Source organism: Streptomyces sp. NPDC058534 (assembly GCF_042717365.1).
Taxonomy (GTDB): Bacteria; Actinomycetota; Actinomycetes; order Streptomycetales; family Streptomycetaceae; genus Streptomyces.
In genome coordinates this window covers 1-18,912 of record NZ_JBHXNW010000109.1, presented here as the reverse complement: position 1 = coordinate 18,912, position 18,912 = coordinate 1, and the positions used below count along the sequence as shown (strand labels likewise).

Below are 18,912 nucleotides of genomic sequence, written 5' to 3'. Positions count from 1 at the left end.
CGGGGGGGGGGGGGGGGGGGGGGGGGGGGGGGGGGGTGCGGCCCCCCCCCCCCCGCGCGGGGGGGCCCCCGGCGCTCCCCCCCCCCCCGGCGGGCCCCCGCGGCGCCTGTGCCGGGTGCGGTCAGGCCCTCGCGGCGGCCAGTCGCTCCTCGATCAGGTCGGCGGCCCGCCGGGTGCCGCCCTCGTGGGCCATCCGCCCCTGGATCTCCTTGAGGCGCCGGGCCACCTCCGGGTCGTCGACCAGGGCGAGAGCGGCGGTGCGCAGCGCTTCGGCGGTGGCCTCCTCGGTGGCGAGCTGCCGGGCGACACCGAGCCCCTGGAGCATGCCGGCGTTGCCGAACTGGTCCGCGGCCTGCGGTACGGCGATCATCGGCGTGGCGGTCGCCAGGCCCTCCTGGCTGCCGCCGGCGCCCGCGTGGGTGACGAACAGGTCGGCCTGCTGGAGGATGGCCAACTGCGGCACCCAGGACCGCACTTCCACGTTGTCCGGCACCTCGCCCAGCTCGGCCGGGTCGACGTGCCGGCCGATCTGGAGCACCGTGTGCCAGCCGGGCAGCTCACCGAAGGCCTTGACGCACTCCCGGTAGAAACCCGGCTGCTTGGTGAAGGCGGACCCGAGGGAGACCAGCGCGACCTTCTCCGCACTCCCGGGGCGCGTCCAGTCACCCTCTGCGGTGCGGTCGCCCTGGCAGGCGCCGACGAAGGTGTACGTCTTCTCGTCGACCCGCTCGGCGTTGGGCTGGAGGGCCTTGGGGATCAGCACCAGGGAGCGCTCGGGGCGGCCGACGAAGGGGTCGGGGTGCGTGGTGATCCCGTTCTCGTCCAGCCAGGCGTGGAAGCGGGCGTAGTACGCCTGGCCGCGCTCGGTCTTCAGCGGCTCCTCCCACATCGGCTCGCCGACCTCCTGCTCGTACCCCTCCCAGGCGACCATGCAGGGCGAGAGGGAGACCACGGGCACGTCCCAGCGGTGGCCGAGGACGCGGGCGGTGTAGGAGGCGATGTCGTGCAGGACGAGGTCCGGTTCGTCCCCCTCGTACGCCTCGGCGAGCTGCGGGAGCGACTGGATGGCGTCGTCCAGGAACGGCTCCACGTTGTCCAGCAGGGTGCTCCCCCATGCCTCCGGGTCGGCGTCGGGGCCGGGCAGCGTGCTGTTCCAGAGCTTGGGTTCGGCCCCCGCCCCGGCGACCTTCTCCGCGAGGAGCGGCGGGATCGCGTACGTCACCCGGTGCCCTCGCGCGACAAGCTCGCGGATCACCTCCAGGCTGGGGTTCACGTGGCCGTAGGCGGCGATGGAGAACATGGCGATGTGCGCGGGACTGGTCATGCGTCGACCGTACGCGAGACGAGACGTCTCGTGCAAGTTCTCGTGCGAGTCTTTTCGGATCATGCCGTCAGCTCCTCGTGCAGCCGCAGCCACGCCGCGGGCGGGACCTCGCCGACGAGCACGCGCGGGTCGAGCCGCGCGGCCCGGAACGCGGCGTCCACGCGCCGCCCGGGGCGGGCCCGCCGCAGGGACGCGTGCAGCGAGCCGCCGACCCCCGAGAAGCCCAGCTCGACCAGGTCGTCCCAGCTCCGGCGGGCGGCGGCGCCGGTGAGCAGCGGGGTGGGCCGGCGTTCGAGGCGGAGGATCCCGGCGTCGACGCGCGGCGCCGGGCGGAAGCGGTACCGGCCCACCCTGCCCACCAGACGCCACTCGTGGCAGGGCCAGGTCCGGACCGTGAGCAGGGTCCAGCGGCCGTAGTCACCGGTGCGCTTGCGGGCGTACTCCAGCTGCGTGATCAGGGTGGCGTCGGTGAGGCCGGGGGCGGTGAGGCACCAGTCGACGATGGCGGCGGTGCGCGAGAAGGGCACGTTCCCGGCGACGGCGAACGGGGTGCGCGGCGGCCGCGCGGCGAGGAAGTCACCGGCGACGACGCGGACGTGGGGGGTGTGCGCGAAGCGGGCGCGGAGGCCCGGCAGGAGCCCGGGGTCGATCTCGTAGGCGCGCAGTTCCCGGCTGCGGCGGGCCAGCGGCTCGGTGAGGGCGCCCTGGCCGGCGCCCACTTCGAGCAGGAGGGGAGGGTGCCGGGTGTCAGGGGCGGCGAGCCGGGCTACGCGTTCGGCGGTGGCGCGGTCGGCGAGGAAGTTCTGCGAGAGCGTGCGGGCACGCTGGGTGGGGCGGGCCATGGCCTGCGGTCCTTTGTCTTCCGTGAAAAGGGGAAAGGGCAGCCGAAGGCCCTGACCGGAAGACGAAGGCGAAATGAGAACGCGGAGGCTCAGCCCCGCCGCGGGTGAGTGACGTGCTCAGCGGTGACGTAAGTCAGCGGTGACGTGGGTCAGCGGCGGGGGGACCCCGGGCCGGTCAGGGCTCCGGGGCCACGACGCATCCTGATGGAGTACGTGCAGCCCCGGCCGAGACCGGAGTTGAAGATCGCGTTGAAAGCTGCCACAGAGGTGACGCTAGGCGGCCGCGCGCCGGGCGGGCAACGGGTTTTCGGCGCGGGCCCCCGAGCGCGGGCCGCCGAGCGGGGCCGCCGGCCGCGCGGTCAGCGCTGGTAGCGGGCGAGTACGAGGTTGCCGTCCTCCTCCAGTCTCTCGCGCAGCTCGTCCATGCCGATCGCGCCGCTGTAGTACTCCTGGAGCGCGGGGGTGGCCACCTTGTCCTTCCACTCGGCGTAGCCCCGGACGGACTGTGCGGGCGCCGAGCGCAGGTGGCCGGCGAGCGCGGTGCCGGTGGCCCAGCCCCGCTCGGCCGTGTGCAGGGCGGGGTCCTTGAGTGCCTGGCGCCCGGTGGGCAGCATCCAGTCGCCGAGGGCCAGGCGCACCATGTTGTCCGGCTGGAGGAGGAAGTCGAGGAAGGCGGCTGCCTCCTTCTTGTGCGGGGTGTCCTCGGCGATCGACAGGGTCTGCGGGCTGACGCCCTGGGTGAGCCCGTCGGTGCCCGCGGGGGCGGGCAGTACCTGCCAGTCGAAGCCCTCCGGGGCCTGCTGCTCGATCTGCTGGCGGTAGGAGAAGCCGAGGGGCACCATCGCGTACTTGCCCGCGAAGAAGCCGGGCAGGGTGTCGGAGCCGCCGCTGCCCAGGGTGTCGGACGAGGCGCTGTGGTCCGTTTCGACCTGGTCGTGGATGGTGCGGGGCACCACCTGGTCGCCCTCCTCGAAGCGGACGGTGACCTTTCCGTCCGCGTCCCGGTGGAACATCCGCCCGCCGTTGGACAGGGAGAGGTTGAGCGTCGCGGAGACGGGCTCCTTGAGGGGCCATGCCACCCCGTATCTGCCGTCGCCGCTCAGCCGCTTCGTGACCTGCCGGAACTCCGCCCAGGTCCAGGGGTGTTCGGGCGTGGGAATCCGGACGTCCGACTCTCGCAGCAGGTCGGCGTTGGCGATCAGCACCCGGGGTTCCTGGAGGAACGGCACGCCGTAGACCCCGTCGCCGAAGGTGACCGACTCCCAACTGCGCTCGGGGATATCCGACTTCAGCCGATCCGGCAGCAGCTCGGTCAGGTCGGCGAGGTAGCCGCCGTAGGCGAAGTCGGCGAGGTCGTCGGAGGCGTCGTGGATGATGTCGGGCGCCTCGCCGCCCTCGAAGGAGGTGAGGAGCTGGTCGTGGACGCTGTCCCAGCTGCCCTGGACGTACTCGACGCGTACGTCCGGGTGGGCGGCGTTCCACTCCCGGACCAGTTCCTTGTTGGCCTCGACCGACTCCTCCTGCCAGGCCAGGGACTGGAAGCGCAGGGTGATGCGGCCGTCGTCGGCGTCACCGCCGCCCGAGGTGCAGCCGGCGAGCAGCAGGGCGAGGGCGACGAGCAGGGTCGCGGTGCGGGTGCGCATCAGCTCTTCACCGCCCCGGCGAGCATGCCGCCCGTGATCCGCCGCTGGATCAGCGCGAAGATCACCAGCGAGGGCAGCGTCGCGAGGAAGGCCGCCGCGGCCAGCGGGCCGAGGTCGGCGACGCCCTCGGCGCCGATGAAGTGGGTCAGGATCACCGGCAGCGTCTGCTTCTCCGGTGTCTTCAGCAGCACCAGCGCGAAGAAGAACTCGTTCCACGCGGTGATGAACGCGAACAGGGCCGTCGCCACGATCCCGGGCGCGAGCAGCGGCGCGGTCACCGAGACCAGCGTCCGCAGCCGCCCGGCGCCGTCGACCGCGGCCGCCTCCTCCAGCTCGGCCGGTACGGCGCGGACGTACCCGGCGAGCATCCACAGCGCGAACGGCAGCGACCACACGACGTACACCATCACAAGGCCGGGAACGGAGTTGATCAGTCCGAGGTTCTTCAGGACCAGGAAGAGCGGGATGATCAGCAGGACGAAGGGGAAGGCCTGGCTGACCACGACCCACCCGGTGGCCGCCCTGGCGAGCCGGCCGCGGCGGCGGGCCATGACGTACGCCATCGGAGTGGCGATCACCACGGCGACCACCGCGGCGCCGAGCGCGGCGAGCAGGGAGTTGAGCGCGGCCTGCAGCAGGGGCTGCTCGTCGAAGGCCTGCCGGAAGTTGTCGAGGGTGGGGTTCTCCGGGATCCAGGTGGGGTGCAGACTGCCCAGCTCGCGTGGCGGTTTGAACGCGGTGGAGATCAGCCAGAGGAACGGGAAGGCCAGGAAGACGAGATACGCGAGCAGCGCGGCGTACTGGCCGACGCGGGCCGTGGTCGAGGTCCTCACGCCTGGTCACCTCCCTTGAGTCCGCCCTTGAGCCGGCCGACGAGGAAGACGGCCAGCAGGATCGAGATCGCGGCCACCATGACGCAGCCCATCGCCGCCGCGTAACCGAACTGCCCGTACCGGAAGGCCTCTTCGTAGGCGAAGAGCATGGGCAGCCGGGTGCGGCCGCCCGGGCCCCCGTTGGTCAGCACGTAGACCAGGGCGAAGGAGTTGAAGTTCCAGATGAGGTTGAGCGCGGTGATGGCGAGAGCGATTGGTCTGAGGGCGGGCCAGGTGACCGTGCGGAAGCGGCGCCACGCTCCGGCGCCGTCGACCGCGGCGGCCTCGTGCAGCTCGCGCGGGGTGTTCTGGAGCCCGGCGAGCAGCGCCACCGTCGTCTGCGGCATGCCGGCCCAGACGCCGACGACGATGACGGCGGGCAGGGCGGTGCCGAGGCCGCTGAGCCAGTCGTGTCCGCCTCCGAGGCCGAGGTCGCGCAGCGTCTCGTTGAGGATGCCCGCGTCCGTGTTGTAGACCAGCCGCCACATGACGCCTACGACGACCTCGGGCATGGCCCAGGGGATGATCGCGAGGGCGCGGGCCAGCCAGCGCAGGCGGAGGTTCTGGTTGAGCAGCAGGGCGAGACCGAGTGCGAGCAGGAACTGCGGCACCGTCACCCCGACCGCCCAGACGAGTCCGATCCGGAAGGACTCCCAGAACAGCGTGTCGTGCAGCAGGTCCTGGAAGTTCAGCGTGCCGATCCACCGGGTGGGCTCGGTGCGGCCGGACTGGGCGTCGGTGAACGCCAGCAGGATGCCGTAGAGCAGCGGTCCGACGCTGAGCACCAGGATGGGGATCAGCGCGGGCAGCACGAGGAACCAGGCACCGTGGTCCGGCCCGCGCCGTCCCCGCTCCTTGCCGGGCGCAGGACGCGCCGGTCTCCTCGACTCGGTCATCAATGTCACGCAATCAGCCCCTTTGCGCTGCTCGGACGGGCCTCGTCATGGTCGTGAAGTGACCGCGCCCCGTCAAGAGCCCGCGCATCCGCCCCCACCTGTGTGAATGCGACACTGGCCGACGGACGGCGGGAACCCGGCGGACATGACGGACACGGAGGCGTACGACGATGGACGAGGCACGGGCCCGGGAGGTGCTGGCCGGGGCGGGCGTACTGCCCCGCCCGACTCAGGCGCGGCTGCTGGCCCTCGGCGAGAACGCGGTGTTCGCCGCCGGTGACCTCGCGGTCAAGGTGGGCCGGGACGCGGAACTCCTCGACCGGGCGCGCCGGGAACTGGCCGTCGCCCTCTGGCTGGAGGAGGCCGGCGTGCCGGCGGTGCGGGCGGCCCGTCCGACGGCGCTGTTCGTCGACGGGCACCCGGTGACGGTGTGGCGGCGGCTGCCCGAGCCGGTGCGGCCCGCCGAACCGCGGGACGTGGCCGTGCTGCTGCGGCTGGTCCACGGACTGACCCTCCCCTCCTCTTTCGAACTGCCGCCCCGCGAGCTGCTGGGCGGTGTGGAGCGCTGGCTGCGGCTCGCGGGTGACGTGATCGACCCGGCGGACGCCGCGTATCTGCGCGAGCGCCGGGACGGATTCGCGTCGGCCGCCGCCGCGCTCACCCCGCATCTGACGCCGGGCCCGATCCACGGCGACGCGCTGCCCCGCAATGTGCACGTCGGTCCGGACGGGCCGGTCCTGGTCGACCTGGAGACCTTCTCCGCCGACCTGCGCGAGCACGATCTGGTGGTGCTGGCGCTCAGCCGGGACCGCTACGGGCTGCCCGCCGAGGCGTACGACGCCTTCACGGCCACCTACGGCTGGGACGTGCGCGAGTGGGACGGCTGTGCGGTGCTGCGCGGCGCCCGGGAGACCGCCAGTTGCGCATGGGTGGCCCAGCACGCGCCGAGCAATCCGAAGGCGCTGGCCGAGTTCGAGCGCAGGGTGGCGTCGCTGCGGGACGGGGATCCGACGGTGCGCTGGTACCCCTTCTGACCGTCCCGGGTGGCCGCCCGGCCGTCCGGCTCCCCGCCTGGTCAGACCCGCTCGTCGGCCGGCTCGCGCAGGGGCCACGTCGCGTCGACGACGGCCGTGGCGTCGCCCTTGCGGCGCAGGAAGCTCTGGAAGTCCGCCGCCCACTCGGCGTACCACTCGACCTGGCGGTGGTGCAGGTCCGCCGGGCCGAGGGCCGCTACCTTGGGGTGGCGCTCGGCTATCGCGCAGGCCAGCCGTGCCGCGGCGAGGGCGTCGGCGGTGGCGTCGTGGGCGGCGTCGAGCGGGACGCCGTACTCCCGGCAGACCGCTTCGAGGTTGCGCTTGCCCCTGCGGTAGCGGTCGACGGAACGGTCGATGGTGTACGGGTCGATGACCGGGGCGGGGTCCGCGCCGCCCAGGCGGTCGCGCAGGGACGGCAGTCCGTGGCGCCGCAGTTCGGCGGCGAGCAGGGTGAGGTCGAAGGCCGCGTTGTAGGCGACGACCGGGACGCCGGTGCGCCAGTGGTCGGTGAGTACGGCGGCGATGGCGTCCGCGACCTGGTCGGCGGGCCGGCCCTCGGCGGCGGCCCGCTCACTGCTGATGCCGTGCACCGCGACCGCCTCGGCCGGGATCTCCACGCCCGGGTCGGCCAGCCACTCCCGGCGGCCCTGCGGCTCCCCGCCCCTGACCTCGATCACGGCCCCCGTGACGATGCGCGCCTCGCGCGGATCGGTGCCCGTCGTCTCCAGGTCGAAGCCGATCAGCAGCTCCCGGTGCCAGCCCATGGGCGGTCCCCCTTCTTGGTGGTGCGTTCCCCCAGTGGTCTCCACCTTCGCACGGGCCACTGACAATCAGAGGATCGCATTCCGCTTACCCCCGTTCCGGAGCCCGGCCGGACCCCGGACCGACACCCGACAGGACCTTCACGACACCGGCCGCGAATCCGCCCACATCAGCTCGAACTCCTCACGGTAGGTGGGGAAGAGTCCGCCTTCGTCGATTTCGTCCGCCTTCACCACCCTGCCGCCGCCCCGTCCGTTGCGCAGGACGAGGACCGGTGCCTCCATCCCCCGCGTCCGGCGCAGATAGGACTGCACGACCGCGATGCCGTCGGCGCCGTCCCCGTCGACGAGATAGGCGGTGAAGCGGGGCGTCTCGTCGAAGACCTGGATCTCGAACGCCCCCGGATCCCGCAGCCGGGCGCGCACCCGGCGCATGTGCAGGATGTTCATCTCCACGGCCCGGCTCAGCTCGCCCCGCTTGATGCCCAGTTCGCGCTCGCGGCGCTTGATCGCGCTGGAGGCCGGGTTCAGGAAGAGCAGCCGCATCCGGCCGCCGGACTCGGCCAGCCGCAGCAGACGGCGGCCGGAGAAGTTCTGCACGAGCAGGTTGAGGCCGATGCCGAGGGCGTCCACGCGACGGGCGCCGCCGAACAGGTCCTCGGCCGGGAACTGGCGCAGCAGCCGCACCCGGTCCGAGTGGACGGCGACGACGTCGGCGTAGCGGTCGCCGACCAGGTCCTCCACCGCGTCCACCGGCAGCCGGCGCGCGGACGGCACGTCGCCGCCCGCGCCCAGGACCTCCAGGAGCCGCGCCGAGGCCCGCTCGGCCTGGCTCAGCACCGCCTCGGACAGCGCCCGGTTGCGGGAGACGACGTTGCGGGTGACCTCCAGCTCGTCCAGGGCGAGTTCGACGTCCCGGCGCTCGTCCACGTAGGGCTCGAAGCAGGGCCAGTGCTGCACCATCAGCTCGCGCAGCTGGGGCAGGGTGAGGAAGCTGAGGACGTTGTCGTCGGCCGGGTCCAGCAGGTAGCCCTTGCGGCGGCTGACCTCGCGGACGGCGACGGCGCGCTGGACCCACTCCTGGCCGGCGGGTCCGGCCGCGGCGACCACCCAGTCGTCGCCGTGGACGGGCTCGTAGATCGGCCGGAGGACGGCCGCCACGACCGCGCGCAGCCGCTGTTCGACGAGGTTGAGCCAGATGTAGGCGCGGCCGGCCCGCTGGGCGCGGGTGCGCACCTCGCGCCAGGCGCCGCCGTCCCAGTCCAGTTCCGGACCGATCGCGCCCGCGCTCATCGGCCGCGCCAGGGACACCGCACCGGGCGGGACGTCCGTGGAGTTCTCCTGGTGACCGTCGTCACCAGGAGGCAGCTCCAGCCCTCCCGAGCCCACCCGTGTACCGCCTTCCGCTCCCCCGGACGCTTCCCGGGGACACCCCGTCCCAACGATCAAGGAAGGGTACTCCGGGAGCGGTCCGCGGTGCAGCCCGATGGACGGGCCGGTTTTCCCAACGTCCTTGATCCACCGGCCCGTTCCGGGTCGCGCCCCACCGGCGAGTGAGCGGAGTCATAGCGGTGACGTGGCCGGGTACGGGGAAGACTTCCCCGCGCCCGTCCCGCGGCGTGTGTGGAGCAGAACGCCGAAGGGTGGGTAGGGAGACGTACGTGCTAGGTGGTCGCCTCACTTTCGGGGAGACTCGCAGCCAAGGCGTCCGCACCGGCGCCCCACACCTGAAAGAGTCGTGTTCATGCAGGTCTGGCCTGGAGAGGCGTATCCACTGGGTGCCACGTACGACGGCGCCGGCACCAACTTCGCGGTCTTCACGGAGGCCGCCGACCGAGCAGAGCTGTGTCTGCTGCACGACGACGGCTCGGAGACCGCCGTCGAGCTGCGGGAGAGCGACGCGTTCGTCCGGCACGCGTACCTGCCGGGCGTGATGCCGGGGCAGCGGTACGGCTACCGCGCGCACGGCCCGTACGCCCCGGAGCACGGGCAGCGCTGCAACAGCGCCAAGCTGCTCCTCGATCCGTACGCGCGTGCGATCAGCGGCGCGGTGCAGTGGGGGGAGGAGGTCTACGGCTACCACTTCGGCGAGCCCGAACGGCGCAACGACCTCGACTCGGCGCCGCACACGATGACGTCGGTCGTGGTCAACCCGTACTTCGACTGGGGCGACGACCGGCGCCCCCGGACGGAGTACCACCACACGGTGATCTACGAGGCCCACGTGAAGGGCCTGACCATGCGTCACCCGGGCCTGCCCGAGGAGCTGCGCGGCACCTACGCCGCCCTCGCGCACCCGGCGCTGATCGAGCACCTCACCGAGCTGGGGGTGACCGCGCTGGAGCTGATGCCGGTGCACCAGTTCGTCAACGACCACCGCCTGGTGGACATGGGGCTGAACAACTACTGGGGCTACAACACGGTCGGCTTCTTCGCCCCGCACAACGCGTACGCCTCCTGGGGCGACCGCGGCCAGCAGGTGCTGGAGTTCAAGTCGGCGGTCAAGGCGCTGCACGAGGCCGGGATCGAGGTGATCCTGGACGTGGTCTACAACCACACCGCCGAGGGCAACCACCTGGGCCCGACGCTGTCCTTCAAGGGCCTCGACAACGCCTCGTACTACCGGCTGACCGACGATCCCCGCTACTACATGGACACCACGGGGACCGGGAACTCGCTGCTGATGCGGTCCCCGCACGTACTCCAGATGATCATGGATTCGCTGCGGTACTGGGTCACCGAGATGCACGTCGACGGCTTCCGCTTCGACCTCGCGGCCACCCTGGCCCGGCAGTTCCACGAGGTGGACCGGCTGTCGTCGTTCTTCGACCTGGTGCAGCAGGACCCCGTGGTCTCGCAGGTGAAGCTGATCGCCGAGCCCTGGGACGTGGGCGAGGGCGGCTACCAGGTGGGCAATTTCCCGCCGCTGTGGACCGAGTGGAACGGCAAGTACCGGGACACGGTGCGCGACCTGTGGCGCGGCGAGCAGCGCACGCTCGCGGAGTTCGCCTCCCGGCTGACCGGTTCCTCCGACCTCTACCAGGACGACGGGCGCCGCCCGCTCGCCTCGATCAACTTCGTGACCTGCCACGACGGTTTCACCCTGCACGACATGGTGGCGTACAACGACAAGCGCAACCAGGCCAACGGCGAGGAGAACCGGGACGGCGAGAGCCACAACCGCTCCTGGAACTGCGGCGTCGAGGGCGACACCGACGACCCGGCGGTCCTGGAGCTGCGGGCGCGGCAGATGCGCAACTTCACGGCCACCCTGCTGCTCTCCCAGGGCGTCCCGATGATCAGCCACGGCGACGAGTTCGCCCGCACCCAGCGGGGCAACAACAACGCCTACTGCCAGGACAACGAACTGGCCTGGGTGGACTGGCCGGACGGCGAGGAGGCCGCCTCCGAACTGCTGGAGTTCACGCGGTCGATGGTGTGGCTGCGCAAGGACCACCCGGTCTTCCGCAGGCGCCGCTTCTTCCACGGGCGCCCCGTGGAGGGCACCCGCGACGAGCTGTCGGACATCGCCTGGTTCACGCCGGAGGGCGCGGACATGACGCAGCGGGACTGGAACTCCGCGCGGGCGTCGGCGCTGACCGTGTTCCTGAACGGCAACGCGATCTCCGAGCCCGGTCCGCGCGGGGAACGCGTCGCCGACGACTCGTTCCTGCTGATGTTCAACGCCTCGCCCAAGACGCTGGACTTCGTGGTGCCGGTGGACCACGGCCGGCAGTGGGAGGTGGTCGTCGACACCGCCCTCCCGGAGGGGGTGCGATCGGAGACGGGACCGAAGGTGCAGGCCGGGGACCGGCTGACCCTGGTGGACCGCAGTCTGACGGTGCTCCAGCGGCCTGTCTAGAGCGGGCGGGGGCGTCCGCCCGGCGCTGACGCCCCCGCACCCGTGCAGGGGGCCGGTGACACGAAAGGCGGCGGGGCGGGTACGTAGCTCTGCATGACACCTGAGCGACCCGACCCGGTGACGTCCACGGCCTCCTCCTCCGCTCCCCGCGCCACCTACCGGCTCCAGCTCCAGCCCGGCTTCCCCTTCGCCGCCGCCTCTGCGGCCGTGCCGTACCTGGCCTCGCTCGGCGTGTCCCACCTGCACCTGTCCCCGGTGCTGGAGGCGGTGCCGGGGTCGGGCCACGGCTACGACGTCGTGGACCACGCGCGTGTGCGCGCGGAACTGGGCGGCGAGGAGGGGCTGCGGGCGCTGGCGCGCGCCGCGCGGGAGCACGGTCTCGGCCTGGTGGTGGACATCGTGCCCAACCACATGGCGATGTCCCCCCGCCACAACGGCGCCCTGTGGGACGTGCTGCGCCAGGGCCCGGCATCGCCCTGCGCACGGTGGTTCGACATCGACTGGGAGGCGCAGGGCGGGCAGCTCCTGGTGCCGGTGCTCGGCGCACCCGTCGGCGAGGTGCTTGACCAGCTGCGGGTCGACGGCGACGTCCTGCGCTACCACGAGCACGCCTTCCCGCTGCGGGACGGCACCGCGGACCTGCCGCTGCCGCAGCTCCTGGACGCGCAGTGGTACCGCCCGGTGTGGTGGCGGCTCGCCCGCACCGAGCTGAACTACCGGCGCTTCTTCAGCATCTCGGAGCTGATCGGCGTACGCGTGGAGGACCCCGAGGTGTTCGAGGCCACGCACGCCACGATCCTGCGGCTGCTGCACGAGGGGGTGCTCGACGGGCTGCGCGTCGACCACCCCGACGGCCTCGCGGACCCCGGCGCCTACCTCCGGCGGCTGCACGAGGCGAGCGGCGGACGGTGGACCGTGGTGGAGAAGATCCTCGCGGACGGGGAGCGGCTGCCGGCCGCGTGGCCCGTCGCGGGCACGACCGGATACGACGCCCTGCGGCACATCGACGGGGTCTTCACGGACCCGGCCGGGTACGGGGAACTGCTCGCGCACTACCGCGCGTTCGCCGCACCGCGCGGAGACCTGGGCGGGGACTGGGCGGCGACGGTGCGGCGGGCGGCGTACCGGGTGCTCGGGCACGAGCTGGCCACCGAGACGGACCGGCTCACCCGGGTGGCGCACCGTCTGTGCGTCGCCTCGCCGGAGCCCGCCCTGCGCGACCGGGCGCCCTGGGCGCTGCGCACGGCGCTGTGCGAGCTGCTGGTGCGCCTGGAGGTGTACCGGCCTTACGGCGCCGGGGACGCTGCGTCGGTGGTCACCGAGGAGGCGGCGGCCGAGGCGCGCGCCGCCTTCGCGGTGCCGGAGGAGGCCGGCGCCGTGGACGTCGTACGGGACCTCCTGCTGGGGCGGTACGGCGCCGGTCCTGACCACGCGGAGTTCCGGGACCGGTTCGCGCAGACCGCGTCGGCACTGCGCGCCAAGTCCGTCGAGGACACCGCCTTCTACCGCTACGTGCCGCTGCTGTCGGCGACCGAGGTGGGCGGGAACCCGGGCGGTCCGGCGCTGTCCCCGGAACGGTTCCACGCCTACTGCGCGCGCGTGCAGCGCGACTGGCCGACGACGGGCACGGTCGTCTCGACGCACGACACCAAGCGCAGCGCCGACGTGCGCGCCGCGCTGGCGGTGCTCACCGAGTGCCCGCGGCGGTGGGCGGACGTCCTCGCGGAGGTCACCCGTACGGGCGAGGACGGGCCGGACGCGCAGCTGGCGTGGGCGGCCTGGCAGACGGTGTTCGGGCTGGGCCCGGCGGACGGTGAGCGGGTGGCGGAGGCACTCCTGAAGCACGTGCGCGAGGCGGGGACGCACACCAGCTGGACGGAGCAGGAGCCGTCGTACGAGGAGGCGGTGGCGGCGTTCGTGGCGGCGGGGCCGTGCGGCACGCCGGGCGAGCGGGTGGCCGCGCTGCGCGACGCGCTGGCGCCGCACATCCGGGCCAACGTCCTCGGCACGGCTCTCACCCACCTCACGATGCCGGGCGTGCCGGACCTCTACCAGGGCACCGAGCACGAGTACCTGGCCCTGGTCGACCCGGACAACCGGCGGCCCGTGGACTTCCCGGCCGGCCCACGGGAGCACGGAGAGCCGGCGGAGCCCGGGAGGCCCGGCGAGAAGGCGGCCGTGACGCGGGCGGCGCTCGCGCTGCGCGCGCGGCGGCCCGGCGCCTTCGGCGACGCGGCGACGTACGAGCCGCTGCCCGCCGGGGGCCCGGCGGCGGATCACTGCCTGGCGTTCACCCGCTCCGGGGAGACCGTCACGGCCGTCACCCGCCTGTCGCTGCGGCTGGCGGACGCGGGCGGCTGGGGCGGCACGACCCTTCCGCTGCCGCCGGGCCGGTGGGCCGACGCGCTGGCACCCGGGCGCGAGTTCAAGGGGGACGCGCGCGTGGCGGATCTGTTCGCCCAGACACCGGTCGCGCTGCTGGAACGGGTGGAGGGCACCGGGGAGGACGGCTGAGGCGGGGTCAGTCCCGGTGCATCGGCACGGCGGCCTCGGAGCACCGGCCGGGCTCCCCCGAGCGGGAGTCCGCGGTGCGGCGCCGTCCGGCCAGTGCGAAGGCGGCGAGGACGACCCGGGTCTGGTACTCCACCTGGCGTGCGATCGGGATCCAGCGGGCCGCGCAGCCGTCGCGGTAGTCGGCGCAGCCCTCGTCGACGAGCCGGTCCAGTTCGGGCAGGACGCCCGCCGGATCGCTTCCCGCGCGGGTCACCAGCTGGTGCAGCAGCCCCGCGGTCCGCAGGGCCAGGCGCCGTCCGGCCAGGCGCAGGGCGACCAGGTGGGCGGTGCTCATGGGCGGCAGGGAGCGGCCCGACCCGTCGTCGGTGTCGGGGTCCCACGCGTCGGCGAGGCGCGGGCAGACCAGCAGGTAGTCGTCGACCGGGGCGAGCAGGTGCGCCGCCTCCGGCACCCCGGCGAAGTGCGGCCGGACACGGGCGAGGACGCGGTGCAGGCGCCGGGTGTCGTGCCGCAGGGCGCGGCTCACGGCCCGCAGCACCCCGTCCCGGTCGGCCGGGGGTGTGCCGTCGGCCACGGCGGCGACGCCCCACATGGGTGCCTCGACGACGGCGGTGACCGTGCCGTAGCGCCCCGGGTGGCACCAGGTCGAGTCGACGGCGGCCTCCGTGATGGCCGCGGTGAGGTCGCCGCGGCGGGGCGGCGGAATGCGGTAGACGGCGGGGCCGAGGTCGGGCCAGTACAGGGTGTCGTAGGCGCCCAGTTCGCGGGGGACGCCGAGCCGGGCCGCGGTCTGGGCGATGCGCTGGGCGATGCCGGGCAGGTCGTGGGTCAGCTCGACGAAGCCGCCGCCTACGTCCACGCCGTGCAGGGAGCACTGGAGGAAGGGCCGCAGTTCGTCCTGGAGGTCGAGCAGGGCGCGGGTCTCGGGCAGGGTGGCGCGGTCCGGGCCGTCGGGCAGCCACTCGGGCTGCTCCAGGAACCCGGGCCGGAAGAAGTTACGGGCGTAGCGGCCGAGGGTGTACGGGCCGGACAGCCAGCCCTCGTTGCGGCGCAGCCCGTCGGGGTCGGCGCACAGCAGCAGGTTCCAGGTGGCGTCGGCGCCCTCGGTGAGCCGGGGGTCGGCCGCGGCCCGCTCGGCCAGCCGGAGGGCGGTGGCGCCGCCCACGGGCTCGTTGGCGTGCGGTCCGGCGACGACGAGGACCTGACGGCCGCCGTGGCCGACGGAGAGCAGCAGCAGCGGGGTGCCCGCGCGGGAGGTGCCGACGTGGCGCAGCCGGGCGTGTCGGGGATGGCGGGCGACGAAGGCGGCGGCCCGGGCACCCAGCTCGTCCACGGTCGGATAGCGCAGGAGGGGCGGCAGGGCACACCTCCACGAAGTGGGCCGACGGTTCACCTGGGTGCGCGGTGTACGCACAGTCAGTCACGACTTGGGGGGTACGTCAACACCACGCAACGCAAAGGGAAATGCGCCACGGAGCACCGAAAGACACCGCGTGACACCGCGTGACACCGCGTGAAGCCCAGGCCAGAGGTGTGCTCGGGCGCGTCCGTCGCCCTCAGTTCACCGCGAGGCGGAAGGTCATCCGGCCGAAGCCGATCTGGTCGCCCTCGCGGACGACGGCCGCCGCGATGACCCGCCGTCCGTTGACGGTGGTGCCGTTGGTGGAGCCGAGATCGCGCAGCACCCACATGCCGCCCTGGCGGCTGAGTTCCGCGTGCACCCGGGAGACCGTCTCGTGGTTCAGCCGCAGGCCGCTGGACGGGTCGCGCCCTATGCGCAGCGGGTGGCCGGCGCCGGGATGGGGCAGCAGCAGCTTGGGCAGCCGCTCGGCGCGCCAGGCCCGGCCCAGCCGTACGCCGAACCCGGACACCGCCTCGACGGTGCCGAAGACCAGCCGGGACAGCCGGCCCTCGGTGGGCAGGTCGGCGGTGAGCGGGGCCAGTTCCTCCAGACGGCGGGCGGCGAGCGCCAGTTCCATCCGGCGGACGAACGTGTCGTGCGACAGCCGCCCCATCACGACGCCGTCCCGGAGCACCTTCAACGCCTTGTCGCGCTCCGCGTCGGACAACCGCGCGGGGTGCGTGGGGAACTCGAAGGACGACGTCACACAGGTGATTGTCGGTCAGCCGGGGGCGGAGTGTCCAGGACACGCTCCGGCCCGTGGCCTCACCGGTTCGGGTCCAGCAGGGCACCGATCCTGGCCATGACCTCGGTGGCGGGGAAACCGGACGCCTCGTACAGCTCCGTCAGGGCGTTCGGCCAGTGCCGTAGGCGTAATGCCGTCGTCGGCGAGGAACTCGACCGCCCAGCAGGTCCGTCGCGCCATACCTCCGGTGAGGGGAAGGCCGCGGGCCATGCGAGTGAGGGAGGTGAAGGTGTTGGTGCCGGACGCGGCGCACGAGAGGGTGGTGGCGCCGCCGATGCGCGGATTGATCTCCAGGAGACGAACCGGCCGCCGGTGTAGATCATGTCGACGTTGACCGACCCGTGGACCCCGAGGCTCCCGCAGAGGCCGGTGAGGGTGCGGGCCACTTCGGCGAACGCGGTGTCCGCTTCCTCGCGGGGGCCGCACCAGCGCAGGTCGGCGAAGGTGAACACCGGTTCCGCACCGGCGCGTCCGGTCCAGCACAGGGGGAGCACCCGGTAGGAGCCGGGGCGGCCCACGATGTCCACGCTGCACAGGTCGCCTTCGATCACCTGTTCCACCACCGTCGACACCGTCCCCGGGCGGGGTGTGAGGTGGGCGTCGAGGTCGGCGGGTGAGCGCAGGTGCGGATGCCCATCGGAGTCGACGCGGAACCCGTCGGGTACGTCCAGTCCGGCCCGCCCGCAGAGCTGTTTGGTCTCCCACTTGTCCACCAGCAGCATGGTGGCCGCGAGCGGGGTCATGACCGTCGGGATGCCGACGGCGTCCAGGAAGGCCTTCGCCGCGGCCGTCCCCGGTGGCCGGGGAAGTCGTCGTCACCGGCGGTGCCGCTGGTGTGGAACAGCCCGGCCTCCATCCCGTCGGCCGCGAGTTCGCGTACGGTCCGCTGGATGTAGGGGTCGGCCCGCTGGACGTCCACCGATCGTAAGAACGCGAGAAACCAACTCGGCTGATCACTCACGCTTTTGGAGCACTTGCCAAGGAACCCGGACACGAGAACCGAGGTATTTGACGCGCCCCCGCTCCCCCATGAAGGACCATGGACGGGCTACATCACGGTGAGCAGACGAAGGGGAACCGTCCGTGCAGTTCGAGGTGTGGGCACCACAGGCCGGCCGAGTGACGCTGGAGTGCGACGGCGCCACGCGCGCGCTGGAGCGCGATCCCGAGCGGCCGGGGTGGTGGTGCGGGCAGAACAAGGCGCGTGACGGCTCGCGGTACGGCTTCGCGGTGGACGACGGGCCGGTGCTGCCGGACCCGCGGTCGCGCCGGCAGCCGGACGGACCGGACGGGCTCAGCGCCGTCGTCGACCACGGCCGGCATGCCTGGCGCGCCGAGTGGGCGGGGCGGCCGCTGCCCGGCGGCGTCCTGTACGAGCTGCACGTGGGCACGTACACGCCCGAGGGCACGCTGGACGCCGCCGCCGAGCGCCTCGGGCATCTGGCGCGGCTGGGCGTCACGCACGTCGAGTTGATGCCGCTGTGCCCCTTCCCGGGCCGGCACGGCTGGGGGTACGAGGGGGTCTCGCTGTGGGCGGTGCACGAGCCGTACGGCGGACCCGAGGCGCTGAAACGGTTCGTCGACCGGGCCCACGAACTCGGCCTGGGCGTGGTCCTGGACGTGGTGCACAACCACCTGGGCCCGTCCGGCAACTACCTGCCCGTCTTCGGCCCGTACTTCACCGACACCCACCACACGCCCTGGGGCGTCGCCGTCAACCTGGACGCGCCCGGCTCCGACGAGGTGCGCGCGTACCTCGTGGACAGCGCGCTGGCGTGGCTGCGGGACTACCGGATCGACGGACTGCGCCTGGACGCGGTGCACGCCCTGGTGGACACCCGCGCGTGCCACTTCCTGGAGCAGCTGTCGACCGCCGTGGACGACCTCGCGGCCGACCTGGACCGCCCGCTGTTCCTGATCGCCGAGTCCGACCTCAACGACCCGCGGATCATCACCCCGCGCGCGGAGGGCGGCCTCGGCGTGCACGCGCAGTGGAACGACGACTTCCACCACGCCCTGCACACCGCGCTGACCGGGGAGTCGCAGGGCTACTACGCCGACTTCGCGCGCGATCCGCTGGCCGCGCTCGCCAAGACGCTGTCCCGGGGCTACTTCCACGACGGCACGTACTCCAGCTTCCGCGGGCGCGGTCACGGCCGTCCGCTGGACCGCGGGCGGGTGGCCGCTCACCGGCTGACCGGCTACAGCCAGACCCACGACCAGATCGGCAACCGCGCCCAGGGCGACCGCCTCGCCGCGCTGGTCTCCCCCGGCCTCGCGGCCTGCGCGGCCACCCTGACGCTGACGGCGCCGTTCACGCCGATGCTGTTCATGGGCGAGGAGTGGGCCGCCGGGACACCGTGGCAGTTCTTCACCGACCACACCGACCCCGAGCTGGCCGAGGCCGTACGCAGCGGCAGACGGCGGGAGTTCGCCGCGCACGGCTGGAAGGAGGAGGACGTGCCCGACCCGCAGGACCCGGCGACGCGCGAGCGCTCCTGCCTCGACTGGTCCGAGTCGGAGCGCGAGCCGCACGCGCGCCTACTGGACTGGTACCGGCGGCTGATCGCCCTGCGCGCCGAGCAGCCGGACCTGACCGACCCCGACCTCGCCGACACGAGGGTGGCGTACGACGGTGGGGCACGCTGGCTGGCCTTCCGGCGCGGCGACATCCGGGTGGCCGTCAACCTGGGCCCCGAACCGGCTCTCATCCCGCTGGGCAACCGCCCCGCGCGCGTGCTCGCCGCGTGGGAACCGGTGGAGGGACCGGGCGCGGACGGAATACTGCGGGTGCCGGGCGAGTCGAGTGTGGTGCTCGAACAGGAGTGACGGGGCGCCCGATGTCTCGGCGGCGCCCGGCGCCCAGGGGTCCGGACGGGCCGGTCACGCCGGACACCCGGACGGGGCGCGCGGGGGGGGTGGGGCGGGCCCCCGCGCCCGCCCCCCCCGCCCCCCCCGCGGGGCGGGGTGGCGCGCCGCGGCGGGGGGGGCGGCGCGCGCGCGCGGGGGGAGCGGGC

14 protein-coding genes are annotated in these 18,912 nt (G+C 73.3%); 4 read left to right on the top strand and 10 right to left on the bottom strand.

Going from position 1 to position 18,912, the window contains the following annotated elements; genetic code table 11:
- Positions 1-121: 121 nt before the first annotated feature.
- The 5 genes from ACFWR9_RS39310 to ACFWR9_RS39290 all read right to left on the bottom strand — a co-directional run bounded on the left by ACFWR9_RS39310 (position 122) and on the right by ACFWR9_RS39290 (position 5,577).
- Positions 122-1,387 carry a glycosyltransferase gene (locus ACFWR9_RS39310; RefSeq protein ID WP_383851496.1) on the bottom strand — a complete coding sequence of 422 codons (1,266 nt, stop codon included), beginning with the start codon at positions 1,385-1,387 and terminating at the stop codon, positions 122-124.
- Positions 1,384-2,166: a 23S rRNA (adenine(2058)-N(6))-methyltransferase Erm(O) gene (gene erm(O), locus ACFWR9_RS39305; RefSeq protein WP_383851494.1), complete on the bottom strand. Its 783-nt coding sequence runs from the start codon at positions 2,164-2,166 to the stop codon at positions 1,384-1,386. Before erm(O) ends, ACFWR9_RS39310 begins: the two co-directional genes overlap by 4 nt.
- Positions 2,167-2,525: 359 nt before the next feature.
- Positions 2,526-3,809: an ABC transporter substrate-binding protein gene (locus ACFWR9_RS39300; RefSeq protein ID WP_383851492.1), complete on the bottom strand. Its 1,284-nt coding sequence runs from the start codon at positions 3,807-3,809 to the stop codon at positions 2,526-2,528.
- Entirely contained in the window at positions 3,809-4,642 is an 834-nt protein-coding gene (locus ACFWR9_RS39295; RefSeq protein ID WP_383851491.1) for a carbohydrate ABC transporter permease, read from the bottom strand. The genes ACFWR9_RS39300 and ACFWR9_RS39295 overlap by 1 nt, the downstream gene beginning before the upstream one ends.
- Entirely contained in the window at positions 4,639-5,577 is a 939-nt protein-coding gene (locus ACFWR9_RS39290; RefSeq protein ID WP_383851508.1) for a carbohydrate ABC transporter permease, read from the bottom strand. Before ACFWR9_RS39290 ends, ACFWR9_RS39295 begins: the two co-directional genes overlap by 4 nt.
- A gap of 170 nt (positions 5,578-5,747) precedes the next feature.
- On the opposite strand from ACFWR9_RS39290, the gene ACFWR9_RS39285 reads away from it, so the two are divergent.
- Positions 5,748-6,611, top strand: a complete 864-nt coding sequence (locus ACFWR9_RS39285; RefSeq protein WP_383851488.1) for a phosphotransferase enzyme family protein — start codon at positions 5,748-5,750, stop codon at positions 6,609-6,611.
- A 41-nt stretch (positions 6,612-6,652) separates the two neighbouring features.
- On the opposite strand, the gene ACFWR9_RS39280 is transcribed toward ACFWR9_RS39285, so the two are convergent.
- Both ACFWR9_RS39280 and ACFWR9_RS39275 read right to left on the bottom strand, forming a co-directional pair.
- Positions 6,653-7,375: a 3'-5' exonuclease gene (locus ACFWR9_RS39280; protein ID WP_383851486.1), complete on the bottom strand. Its 723-nt coding sequence runs from the start codon at positions 7,373-7,375 to the stop codon at positions 6,653-6,655.
- A gap of 138 nt (positions 7,376-7,513) precedes the next feature.
- Entirely contained in the window at positions 7,514-8,761 is a 1,248-nt protein-coding gene (locus ACFWR9_RS39275) for an SAV2148 family HEPN domain-containing protein (RefSeq protein ID WP_383851483.1), read from the bottom strand.
- 355 nt (positions 8,762-9,116) lie between these two features.
- Between ACFWR9_RS39275 and glgX the strand changes: the two genes are divergently transcribed.
- Positions 9,117-11,234: a glycogen debranching protein GlgX gene (gene glgX, locus ACFWR9_RS39270; RefSeq protein ID WP_383851481.1), complete on the top strand. Its 2,118-nt coding sequence runs from the start codon at positions 9,117-9,119 to the stop codon at positions 11,232-11,234.
- Between the two features lie 93 nt (positions 11,235-11,327).
- A complete protein-coding gene (treY, locus tag ACFWR9_RS39265) occupies positions 11,328-13,748 on the top strand; it encodes a malto-oligosyltrehalose synthase (RefSeq protein WP_383851479.1) in 2,421 nt (806 codons plus the stop codon).
- Between the two features lie 7 nt (positions 13,749-13,755).
- Here treY and ACFWR9_RS39260 read toward each other — a convergent pair whose 3' ends face one another.
- The 3 genes from ACFWR9_RS39260 to ACFWR9_RS39250 form a co-directional block, all read right to left on the bottom strand.
- Complete coding sequence (locus ACFWR9_RS39260; protein ID WP_383851476.1) at positions 13,756-15,081, bottom strand: M14 family zinc carboxypeptidase; 1,326 nt, start codon at positions 15,079-15,081, stop codon at positions 13,756-13,758.
- Positions 15,082-15,304: 223 nt separating this feature from the next.
- On the bottom strand, positions 15,305-15,856 hold the full coding sequence (locus ACFWR9_RS39255; RefSeq protein WP_383851474.1) for an FHA domain-containing protein: 552 nt from the start codon (positions 15,854-15,856) through the stop codon (positions 15,305-15,307).
- Between the two features lie 59 nt (positions 15,857-15,915).
- Positions 15,916-16,638, bottom strand: coding sequence for a hypothetical protein (locus ACFWR9_RS39250; protein ID WP_383851471.1), 723 nt, complete (start codon positions 16,636-16,638; stop codon positions 15,916-15,918).
- Between the two features lie 340 nt (positions 16,639-16,978).
- On the opposite strand from ACFWR9_RS39250, the gene treZ reads away from it, so the two are divergent.
- Positions 16,979-18,724 carry a malto-oligosyltrehalose trehalohydrolase gene (gene treZ, locus ACFWR9_RS39245; protein ID WP_383851468.1) on the top strand — a complete coding sequence of 582 codons (1,746 nt, stop codon included), beginning with the start codon at positions 16,979-16,981 and terminating at the stop codon, positions 18,722-18,724.
- Positions 18,725-18,912 lie beyond the last annotated feature (188 nt).